The sequence below is a fragment of the Streptomyces lonarensis genome (assembly GCF_012033735.1).
Taxonomy (GTDB): Bacteria; Actinomycetota; Actinomycetes; order Streptomycetales; family Streptomycetaceae; genus Streptomyces; species Streptomyces lonarensis.
Genome location: NZ_JAAVJD010000182.1, coordinates 1 through 10,648, shown reverse-complemented (window position 1 = coordinate 10,648; position 10,648 = coordinate 1). Strand labels below are relative to the sequence as shown.

Below are 10,648 nucleotides of genomic sequence, written 5' to 3'. Positions count from 1 at the left end.
GCGCCCGCATCCCGATCTTCTTCCGCGCCACCGTCAGCGCCGCCCGAGCCTTGACCGCGCTGATCGCGGGGTCGAAGAAGAGCTCCGCCGGGTCGTAGCCCGGCTTGCGGTGGATCTCCACCGCCGCGGGCCCGCCGCGTCCGCGCCCGCGGGGAGCGCCCGCCGCCGCGTGGACGTGCCCGCGTGCAGGTGTGGTTCACGCGCCCGGGACGCCGGGGACGGCGGGCCGGGGGGCGGCTCCCGGGACACAATGGGTCGGTGATCACCGACGACCTGCCGCACCCGGGGCCGGAGACGGACCGGCTCCGCGAGGCCCTGTTCTCCGCCACCTTCACCGCCGACGGCCTGCTGGACCAGTTGGGAGCCGTCGCCTACGCGGCGCTGGCCCGCGGTGAGACCGTCCCCGCCCTGCGCGCCACGCGCGACGGCTCCGCCCTCGCGACGCTCATCCGCCTCTTCCTGCTGTGCGAGGAGCTGCCGGCCGACCGGGTTGCCGCCGTCCTGCCCGCGGACGAGCTCCGCACCGCCGGCTGGTTGTGCCCGGCCGACCCCGGCGACCCCGCCGGACCGCTGCGCGCCGCGGTCGACATCCGACCCTTCGCCGGCCCGGACGGCGAGGACTGGTGGGTCGTCTCCGACGCGGGCTGCGCCATCGGCGGCGCCGCCGGCGCCGAGGGAGCCGCGCAGGACGTCGTGCTCGGCGTCGGCGGTGCCTCCGCCACCCTCACCCAGCTCGCCGTGGACGTGCCCGCCGACCGCGCGCTGGACCTCGGCACGGGCTCCGGTGTGCAGGCGCTGCACCTCGCGGCGCGCGGCGCCCGGGTGACCGTGACGGACGTCAACCCGCGCGCCCTCCACATCGCACGGCTGACGCTGGAGCTGTCCGGGATGCCCGCGCCCACGTCCCGTCAGGGGTCGCTCTACGAACCGGTCCGCGACGACGAGCGGTTCGACGTCATCGTCAGCAACCCGCCCTTCGTCATCTCACCGGCGGCCGACCCAGCGGCACGGCTGACGTACCGTGACGGCGGTATGGTCGGTGACGCGTTGTGCCGTTCGCTGGTGCAGGGCGCCGCCGACCGGCTCACCGATGGGGGCTGGTGCCAGCTGCTGGCCAACTGGGAGCACGTCGAGGGCGAGGACTGGCGGGAGCGCGTCGCCACCTGGGTGCCCGCCGGGTGCGACGCCTGGATCGTGCAGCGGGAGGAGCAGGACGTCGCCCGCTACACCGAGCTGTGGTTGCGCGACGCGGGCGCGCACCGCGGGCCGCGCGCCGAGTACCGCGCCCGGTACTCCCACTGGCTGGATGCTTTCGCCGACCGGGGCACCCACGCGATCGGTTTCGGATGGATCGCCCTGCGCCGTACCGGGGCCGGGAACCCCTCCGTGGTCGCCGAGGAGTGGCCGCACGCGGTCGAGCAGCCGCTCGGCCCGGAGATCCTGCGCCACTTCGCGGCACGGGACCGCCTGCGGGGGCTCAACGACGCGGCGCTGCTGGAGACGCGGTTCCTCCTGGCCGACGGCGTGGTGCAGGAGCAGATCGGGCTCCCCGGCGAGGAGGACCCGGAGCATGTGGTGCTGCGTCAGCGGCACGGCATGATGCGGGCCACCACCGTGGACACGGTCGGCGCCGGGCTGGTCGGCAGCTGTGACGGAACGCTGCCCGCCGGGCCCATCGTGGACGCCATCGCGCAGCTCATCGGGGAGGACGCCGCCGTGCTGCGGGAAGCGACCCCCGCCACCCTGCGTTCCCTCGTCGAACAGGGCTTCCTCCACGTGGCGGAGTGAGCCGCCGGCCCGGGGCGGCACCGGACTCGGCCCCGGCCCCGCCCCGGTCCCGCGGCCGACCACCGGAGCAGGCCCGGCCGCGGCCGATGCCATGGGTCGTCCGGCCGCCCCGATCGCGGAGTTCCGGCACCGGGTCGCAGCGCACCGGCGGTGACGCGACGTGGTGGGGCGGTGCGGGCGCCGCGGTCCCCCCCCCGGACGACACGCCCCGGGCCCGCGACCGACGGGTCGCCGCACTAGACCACGTTGCGCGCCACCATCCACACCACGGCGACCGCCAGCACGGCGAGCGCCCCCCGGTTGCCGATCTGCGGCGGTTCGCGCCGGCCGCGCGCCGCGGCCAGCAGCCAGCGGCCGTACACGGCCAGCGCCACCGGCACCCCGAGCACCAGCAGCACGGCGTTGTCGTGAAACGCCGCCGCCAGGTCGCCGTGCAGCAGGTCGTACACCATGCGGGTGCCGCCGCAGACCGGGCAGAGCAGTCCCGTCAGCCAGTTGAACGGGCAGCGCGGCAGCCACTGCCCCTCCTGGTGCGGGTCGGTGTTGACCAGGTAGAGGGAGGCGGCGGCGCCCACGCCCAGCACCGAGAGCGGCGCCACCAGCGGCGGCACCTCGCGCCGACCGCCGCGCGTGAAGAGCCGTCTGCCACCCATTGGTCCCCCCCGGTCCCTCCCCGCGTGCCGCCCGTGCCGGCGGCTCGGGCGGCCGCGTCGTGCGCTGCCGGCCGCCCCGGCAGCGGGGCCGCGCCGGGCGTCGCCGAATGGCCGGTACCCCGGTCCCGTCATCTTGCCAGAGCACCCGCTGCGCGCCATCCGGCGGCGGAGTGCGGCCTCGTCGGGTTACCGTCGAGAGGCAGCGGAGAGAGCTGTGGTGGGGTGTTCCCGCTTGACACGCAGGCGGGAGGTAGCGTCACACTCCGCACGAGTACCCCCGAACCCGGACCTTCCCGGGAGCAGACCCCGTACGGGGCCGAGCCGACCGGAGAGAAGAGACAGACGTTGTCCCCGACCAGCGAGACCGCGAACGGCGGGCGCCGACTTGTGATCGTCGAGTCGCCTGCCAAGGCCAAGACGATCAAGGGCTACCTCGGGCCCGGGTATGTGGTCGAAGCCAGCGTGGGGCACATCCGCGACCTGCCGAGCAGCGCCGCAGAGGTGCCCGCGAAGTACAAGGGCGAGCCGTGGGCGCGGCTCGGGGTCAACGTCGACGAGAGCTTCCAGCCGCTGTACGTCGTCAACAGCGACAAGAAGGACCAGGTCCGCAAGCTCAAGGACCTGCTCGCCGAATCCGACGAGCTCTACCTCGCCACCGATGAGGACCGCGAGGGCGAGGCGATCGCCTGGCACCTGCGGGAGGTGCTCAAGCCCAAGGTCCCCGTGCGGCGCATGGTCTTCCACGAGATCACCAAGGACGCCATCCGGGCCGCCGTCGCCAACCCGCGCGAGCTGAACCAGCGCCTGGTGGACGCGCAGGAGACCCGCCGCATCCTCGACCGGCTCTACGGCTTCGAGGTCTCGCCGGTGCTGTGGAAGAAGGTCATGCCGCGGCTGTCCGCCGGCCGCGTGCAGTCCGTCGCCACCCGCATGGTCGTGGAACGGGAACGGGAGCGGATCGCGTTCCGTTCCGCCGAGTACTGGGACCTCACCGGGACCTTCGCGCCCGGCGCCGGCGCGGCCGGCGAGGCCGACGGCACCGCCTTCGACGCGCGGCTGGTCTCGGTCGACGGGCGCCGCGTCGCGCAGGGCCGTGACTTCGGCGCGGACGGGCAGCTGAAGCAGCCCGACCAGGTGCAGCACCTCGACGAGCAGGCCTCCCGGGCGCTGGCCGCCGCGCTGACGGAGACGGAGTACGCCGTCCGCTCCGTGGAGTCCCGCCCTTACCGGCGCTCCCCGTACGCGCCGTTCCGCACCACCACCCTCCAGCAGGAGGCGTCGCGGAAGCTCGGCATGGGCGCGAAGCCGACCATGCAGGTCGCGCAGCGGCTGTACGAGAACGGCTTCATCACCTATATGCGGACCGACTCCACGACGCTGTCCGACACCGCGGTGCGCGCCGCGCGTGCCCAGGTCACCCAGCTGTACGGCGCCGACTACCTGCCCGACCGCCCCCGCACCTACGCCGGGAAGGTCAAGAACGCGCAGGAGGCGCACGAGGCGATCCGCCCCTCCGGGGACCGGTTCCGCACCCCCGCCGAGACGGGGCTCACCGGCGAGCAGTTCCGCCTCTACGAGCTGATCTGGAAGCGCACCGTCGCCTCCCAGATGAAGGACGCCGTCGGCCAGTCCGTCACGGTGAAGGTCGGCGGTCGCGCCGCCGACGGCCGTGACTGCGAGTTCTCCGCGTCCGGCAAGGTCATCACCTTCCACGGTTTCCTCAAGGCGTACGTCGAGGGCTCCGACGACCCGGCCGCCGACCTCGACGACCGCGAGCGCCGCCTGCCGCAGGTCGCGGAGGGCGACCCGCTGGGCGCCCGCGAGATCTCCGTGGACGGCCACGCCACCAAGCCGCCCGCCCGCTTCACCGAGGCGACGCTGGTCAAGGAGCTGGAGGAGCGCGAGATCGGCCGGCCCTCCACCTACGCCTCGATCATCGGCACCATCCTCGACCGCGGCTACGTCTTCAAGAAGGGCACGGCGCTCGTCCCGTCGTTCCTCTCCTTCGCCGTCGTCAACCTGCTGGAGCTGCACTTCGGCCGGCTGGTGGACTACGGCTTCACCGCCAAGATGGAGGACGACCTCGACCGCATCGCCGCGGGCGAGGCGGAGGCGGTGCCGTGGCTCCGCCGGTTCTACTTCGGCACCGACGCCGCCGACGGGGACGCCCGCCCGGCCGGGTCCCCGGGGGACGCCGCCGACGCGGCCTCCGACCCCGACCACCTCGGCGGGTTGAAGGCCCTGGTGACCGACCTCGGCGCCATCGACGCGCGGGAGGTCTCCTCCTTCCCCGTCGGCGAGGGCGTGGTGCTCCGCGTCGGCCGGTACGGCCCCTACGTCGAGGCGCCCACCGACGGTGACGACGACACCCCCGCCAAGCGTGCGGACGTCCCCGAGGACCTGCCGCCCGACGAGCTGACGCTGGAACTCGCCAAGGAGCTGCTGGCCAAGCCCAGCGGGGACACCGAACTCGGCACCGACCCGGCGACCGGGCACCTCGTCGTCGCCAAGGACGGCCGGTACGGCCCCTACGTCACCGAGGTCATCCCCGAGGTCGAGGCCGCCCGCGCCAAGGGCGGCAAGGCGGCGAAGAACGCGCCCAAGCCGAGGACCGCCTCGCTGCTCCGCTCGATGGCACTGGACACCGTGACGCTCGACGACGCGCTGCGGCTGCTGTCGCTGCCGCGCGTGGTCGGCACCGACGCCGAGGGCGTGGAGATCACCGCGCAGAACGGGCGGTACGGGCCCTACCTCAAGAAGGGCACCGACTCGCGTTCGCTGACCGACGAGGAGCAGCTCTTCACGGTCACGCTGGAGGAGGCCCTGGCGATCTACGCCCAGCCCAAGCAACGGGGGCGCGCCGCGGCCAAGCCGCCACTGAAGGAACTCGGTACGGACCCGCAGACCGAGCGGCCTGTCGTCGTCAAGGACGGCCGCTTCGGGCCCTACGTCACCGACGGGGAGACCAACGCGACGCTCCGGCGGGACGACGACGTCGAGACCATCACCCCGGAGCGGGGGTACGAGCTGCTCGCCGAGAAGCGGGCGAAGGGCCCCGCGAAGAAGACGACGAAGAAGGCCGCCGCCAAGAAGACGGCGACCAAGAAGACGGCAGCGAAGAAGACCGCCAAGGCGACGACGGCGAAGAAGACGGCCACCAAGAAGACGGCCACCAAGAAGACCGCGACGAAGAAGTCGGCGGCCACGGGTGCCAAGAAGACCGCCGCCAAGAAGACCGCCGCGGCCAAGACCGCCGAGTAGGGGGGCGGGGCCGCCCGTCCCGTTTCCCGAGGCCCGGCGGTCGTGCCCGGTCGGCGAGCCCGGACCGGCCCGACCGGCGCGCCCCGAGCGCGTGACGCCGCCCGCCACCGACCGGCACCCGCCGGTCCGGTGGCAGGCGGCGTCACGTGCTGTCCGGCGGGTTCCCGCAGCCGTCGTCCGACGGTCGGTCAGCGGACCGGGCGCGCCCGCCCGTCGGGCCGGGAGCCGTCAACCGGCGGTCGCCCGTGCCACCCGGCCGCGGGCGCGACGCGGCGGCCAATTGTTCGGCCGGGTACCGGCGCTGTCCGAACGGAGCGTTACGCTGGCCGGATGACGCGAGCAGACCAACCGAAGGTTGTCGACCCCGCGAGCGACGCCACCGACGAGGCGCTCGCCGCGGACTCCCGGGACCGCGGACCGCGCGCCCTGCTGCGGGTCCCCGCGCTGCGCCGACTGTGGGAGGCCCAGCTCACCGGCGCCGCCGGCGACGTGCTGGCGATGCTGGTCCTGGTCCTGCTGGTGATTCCCGCCGCCTTCACCTCCGGCGCCCTCGGCGACGGCGAACGCGGCGTGCTCTTCGCCGTTGTCCTGGTGATCGCCGTGCGCATCCTGGCCACCGGAGCGGTGGGTGCCCTCCTTCCCGGCCACATCGGCAAACTGCTCGCCGAGAGCGGACCGCTCGACCGCCGCTGGACCATGATCGGCGCGGACGGCGTGCGCGCGGCGCTGCTGATCGTCGCGCCGCTCTGGATCAACTGGCTCCCCGGCTCCGCGCTGGTCTACCTGCTCGTCACGGCGCTCCTCCTCGGGGTCGCCGAGCGCGTGTGGGCCATCGCCCGCGACACCGCCGCGCCCGGACTGCTGCCGCCGCCGCCCCCCGAGGGCGCCGCCGTGCGGCCGCTGCCCGCGCACGGCGAGGCCCTGCGCACCCTGTGGGTCCGCGCGAGCTTCCTCGCCGTCCCCGCCGCGGCCGCGGGACTCGTCGCCGCCGGCCTCGTCAGCAACCTGCTGGCCACCGGCATCGACTGGTTCGCCACCCACCAGGCGGCGCTCGCCTCGTACGTCGCCGCCGGGCTGTTCGCCGCGTCGATCTCCGCCCTGTACTTCCTGAAGCTCCCCGCGACCGGCGCCGCCGGCGCCCGGTCCCCGCTGGAGGGCCTGCGGCGTCCGACCGCCGGCAAGGCCCCCGAGAAGGGCCGCACCGGAGCGCTGCCCGCGCTGGTCGGCGTCTGCGCGGCCGTTGCCGCCGCGATCGCCGCCGCCGGCGCGGTCGCCGCGCTGCACGCCCTGTACCTCGGTGCGGGCCCCGTCTACTTCGGCCTGATGCTGCTCGCGCTGACCGGCGGCACTGCCGTCGGCATCCGCTGGGCGCCCTCCGCGCTCCCCGCGCTGAGCCGTCGCAGGCTGCTGCCGCTCTCCGTCGTCGTCACCGGCCTCGCCCTGCTGGCCACCGGCCTGGTCTCCGACCCGGCGACCGTGCTGGCCTGCGCGCTGGCCGCCGGCGTCGCCGCCGGCGTCGCCGCCCGGACGGGCCACGTCCTCCTCGACCAGGAGGTCGAGGAGTTCCGCCGTCCCCGGCTGACCCAGCACCTGCACGCCGTGCTGCGCGTCGCCGTCGGCTCGGCCGTGGTGCTCGGCCCGCTGCTCGCCACCCTCATCGGCTCCCACCGCGTCGAGAGCGGCGACTTCGCCGTCGACTACGGGGCGGCAGCCTTCGCCCTGATGATCGTCGGCGCGGCGCTGCTGCCGGTCGGCGCGCTGCTGCTGCGCTCGACCGACGACCGGCAGGGCGTGCCGCTGCGCTCCGACCTCCGGAACGCCCTGCTGCCGCGTGAGCAGCGGGAGGCCGCCGCCGGTACCGGTTTCTTCATCGCGATCGAGGGCGGTGACGGTGCCGGGAAGTCCACCCAGGTGGAGGCGCTGGCCCGCTGGGTTCGCGACAAGGGCCACGAGGTCGTCGTCACCCGCGAGCCCGGCGCCACCGCCGTCGGGCAGCGGCTGCGGTCGATCCTGCTGGACGTCGCCAACGACGGGCTCTCCCACCGCGCGGAGGCGCTGCTCTACGCGGCGGACCGCGCCGAGCACGTCGAGTCCGTGGTGCGCCCCGCGCTCGCCCGCGGCGCCGTCGTCATCTCCGACCGCTACGTCGACTCCTCGGTCGCGTACCAGGGCGTGGGACGCGATCTCTCGGCCACCGAGATCGCGCGCATCTCCCGCTGGGCGACCGGCGGGCTGGTGCCGCAGCTGACGCTGCTGCTGGACATCTCCCCGGAGACCGCGCGCGAGCGCTTCACCGAGGCGCCCGACCGTATGGAGCAGCAGTCGGCCGAGTTCCACCAGCGCGTCCGCGCAGGGTTCCTGTCGCTGGCCGCCGCCGACCCGGGGCGCTACCTCGTCATCGACGCCGGCCAGGACGCCGAATCCGTCACCTCCACCGCGCGGCACCGTCTCGACCAGGTGCTCCCGCTCTCCGAGGCCGAGATCGAGGCCCGCGAGGAGGCCCGCCGCAAGGCCGAGGAGGAGGCCCGCCGGAAGGCGGAGGAGGAGCGCAAGCGCCGCGAGGAGGAGGAGCGGCTGGAGCGTGAACGCCGCGCCGAGGAGGAGCGGCTGGAGCGCGAGCGCCGTGAGGAGGAGGCCCGCCTCGAACGCGAGCGGCAGGAGGAACTCGCCCGGCAGCGCGCCGCCGAGGAGGCGCGGCTCAAGGCCGAGGAGGAGGCCCGCCGCAAGGCGGAGGAGGAGCGTCAGGCGGAGGAGGCCCGGCAGCGCGCCGAGGAGGCCCGCAAGCGCGCCGAGGAGGAGCGCCTGCGCCGCGAGGCGGAGGAGCGGGCCCGCCAGGAGGAGCAGGCGCGGCTCAAGGCCCGTGCCGAGGAGGAGGCGCGGCTCCGCGCCGAGGCCGAGGAGCGCCGCCGTGAGAAGCAGCGCAAGGCCGAGGAGGCGCTGCTCCGTGCCGAGGCCGCCCGCAAGGCGGCGGCCGCCGAGGCCGAGCGCAAGGAGCGGCAGGAGCGCGAGGAGGCGGAGCACCGCGAGCGCGAGCAGGCCGCCCGCCGCCGCGCCGAGGAGGAGGCCGCCAGGCGCGCCCGCGAGGAGGAGCGTCGCCGGGCCGAGGACGACACCACCGCGCTGCCGGTGGTCGGGGCCGACGGCAAGCCGCGCAGCTCCGACGACGAGACCGCGGTCCTCCCGGCCGTCGGCCGCGAGGAGCCGCGCGGGTCGAACGACGAGACGACGGTCCTGCCGACCGTGGGCCGGGACGACGCACCGCCCTCGGCGGCCGATGACGAGACGGCCGTCCTTCCGGCGATCGGCCGTGACGCCCCGCGCGGACCGAACGACGAGACGGCGCAGTTGCCGCAGATCGACGAGAGCGCCGCGTCGCGTCGGAGCCGCCCCTCGTGGGCGGAGGAGACGCCGTTGGACGACGTGCCGACCCTGGCCGACGAGTTGCTGGGCCCGCACGACGAGGACGAGGAGCGCGGCGGCAAGCGCCGCCGCTGAGTTCGCGCCCGCCGCGCACCGCCCGGTTCCCCTGCGGGGGAGCCGGGCGGTCGCCGTTTCCGGTGCGCGGCGCCCACGCTCGTCGGGCCACGGTCGCCGGCTCCGTCCACATGCTGTCCGTCCACCTGCCGTCCGGTGTTGGCCGGCCCCGGGTGGTGCAGGGGTGGTCACGGGCGGCGGGCGGCGGGCGACAGCAGCGGGGTGGTCCGCGGGCCGGGCCGCCGGGCGCGCGGCGTGGCATCCCACGGACGCCGGAAAGCGTGTTCCCGGGCCACGACACCGTCAGCCGCCGTGCCGTCACCGTCGGCGCCGGGCCGGTGGTTGTGCCGTCCGGGTGACAACCCGTCGTCCTGCGGGGCGCGGCACGCCCGTGCCGACCATCCGACGATAGACCTGACGTCCATGTGGTCTCGCCGTCGTCCTCTCCGTCCGCAGCGCCCGGCGCCGGGTCTCTCCCGGCCCGCCCCCGCCGGTGCGCCGACCGAACCGCCGTACCGGGCCGGCCCGTCGCGGCGGGTACCGCCGGCCGTCCGGGGCCCGTGGCCGGCGGCCGCGGCGTGCGGGCTGGTGGGGGCGCTGCTGGTCCTGCTCGCGGGGTGCGGGGCGTTGAGTCCGCGGCCGGACGACGCCCGTCCCGGCCCACCCGGGCAGCGTGCGGTGATCACCGTCCCGGGCGATGCGCCGACGATCCAGCGTGCGGTGGACGCGGCCGTCCCCGGCGACCTGGTCCTCGTCGACCCGGGGGTGTACCGGGAGAGCGTGGTGGTGGCCACGCCGCGGATCGTGCTGCGGGGCGCCGACCGCAACCGGGTGGTGATCGACGGCGAGGGTGAACGCGCGTCCGGCGTCACGGTCACGGCGCCGGAGGTCGCCGTGGAGAACCTGACGGTCCGCGGCCACCGGGAGCACGGAGTCGCGTTCCGCGGCACCCCGGAGCGCCCGCTCGCCGGCTACCGCGCCTCGTATCTGACGGCGCACGACACCGGGCGGCACGGCGTGTCCGCCCGTCATGCGCGCCGCGGCGTGGTGGAGCACGCGTATCTCGCCGGCTTCTCCGGGGCGGGGGTCCACATCGAGCACTGCCACAGCTGCCGCACCGTGGTGCGGGAATCGGTGGTCTCCACCGGCGGTGAGCCGGTCGTCCTGGCGGGCGCGGACGGGGTGACGGTCGAGACCGCCGCCCCGGCGGAAGGGGAGACCGCGGTCGCCGACCGGGGGCCGGCGGGGCAGCCCGTGCTGCCGGGGGACCCGTCGGCGCCGCCCCGGCCGGCGGTGACCGCGCCGACGCTCTCGGGCGGCGCACCCGCCTGAGCTCCCGCCGGTGTCGACTCGGCAGCGAGGGCCGCCGCGGCCCGTGCCGCGGCTGTTCGTGGGCCGCTGCCGTTCGCGGACCGGTGGTGCTGTCACCGCCGGACGGCGGCGGGGGGGGGGGGGGGGGGGGGGGGGGGGGG

At 75.6% G+C, this 10,648-nt stretch carries 5 protein-coding genes; 4 read left to right on the top strand and 1 reads right to left on the bottom strand.

The features are described 5' to 3' along the window. Positions 1-258 precede the first annotated feature (258 nt). The gene (locus HCN56_RS19235; protein WP_167972859.1) at positions 259-1,788 is read left to right on the top strand and encodes a DUF7059 domain-containing protein; all 1,530 of its coding nucleotides are present in this window, start codon (positions 259-261) and stop codon (positions 1,786-1,788) included. A gap of 236 nt (positions 1,789-2,024) precedes the next feature. On the opposite strand, the gene HCN56_RS19230 is transcribed toward HCN56_RS19235, so the two are convergent. Next, entirely contained in the window at positions 2,025-2,441 is a 417-nt protein-coding gene (locus tag HCN56_RS19230) for a DUF2752 domain-containing protein (protein ID WP_245246753.1), read from the bottom strand. A gap of 345 nt (positions 2,442-2,786) precedes the next feature. Between HCN56_RS19230 and topA the strand changes: the two genes are divergently transcribed. From topA to HCN56_RS19215, 3 genes are all read left to right on the top strand, one after another. Beyond that, positions 2,787-5,702 (top strand): type I DNA topoisomerase, encoded by a 2,916-nt coding sequence (topA, locus tag HCN56_RS19225; protein ID WP_167972855.1) that lies wholly within the window; start codon positions 2,787-2,789, stop codon positions 5,700-5,702. A 330-nt stretch (positions 5,703-6,032) separates the two neighbouring features. Next, complete coding sequence (gene tmk, locus HCN56_RS19220; RefSeq protein WP_167972853.1) at positions 6,033-9,197, top strand: dTMP kinase; 3,165 nt, start codon at positions 6,033-6,035, stop codon at positions 9,195-9,197. A 657-nt stretch (positions 9,198-9,854) separates the two neighbouring features. Continuing rightward, positions 9,855-10,508, top strand: coding sequence for a right-handed parallel beta-helix repeat-containing protein (locus tag HCN56_RS19215; protein ID WP_167972851.1), 654 nt, complete (start codon positions 9,855-9,857; stop codon positions 10,506-10,508). Positions 10,509-10,648: the final 140 nt, after the last annotated feature.

Bases quoted from the DNA above. Each gene is read 5' to 3' on its own strand.
- HCN56_RS19230 (WP_245246753.1), bottom strand. From the start codon at position 2,441: ATGGGTGGCAGACGGCTCTTCACGCGCGGCGGTCGGCGCGAGGTGCCG.
- tmk (WP_167972853.1), top strand. From the start codon at position 6,033: ATGACGCGAGCAGACCAACCGAAGGTTGTCGACCCCGCGAGCGACGCC.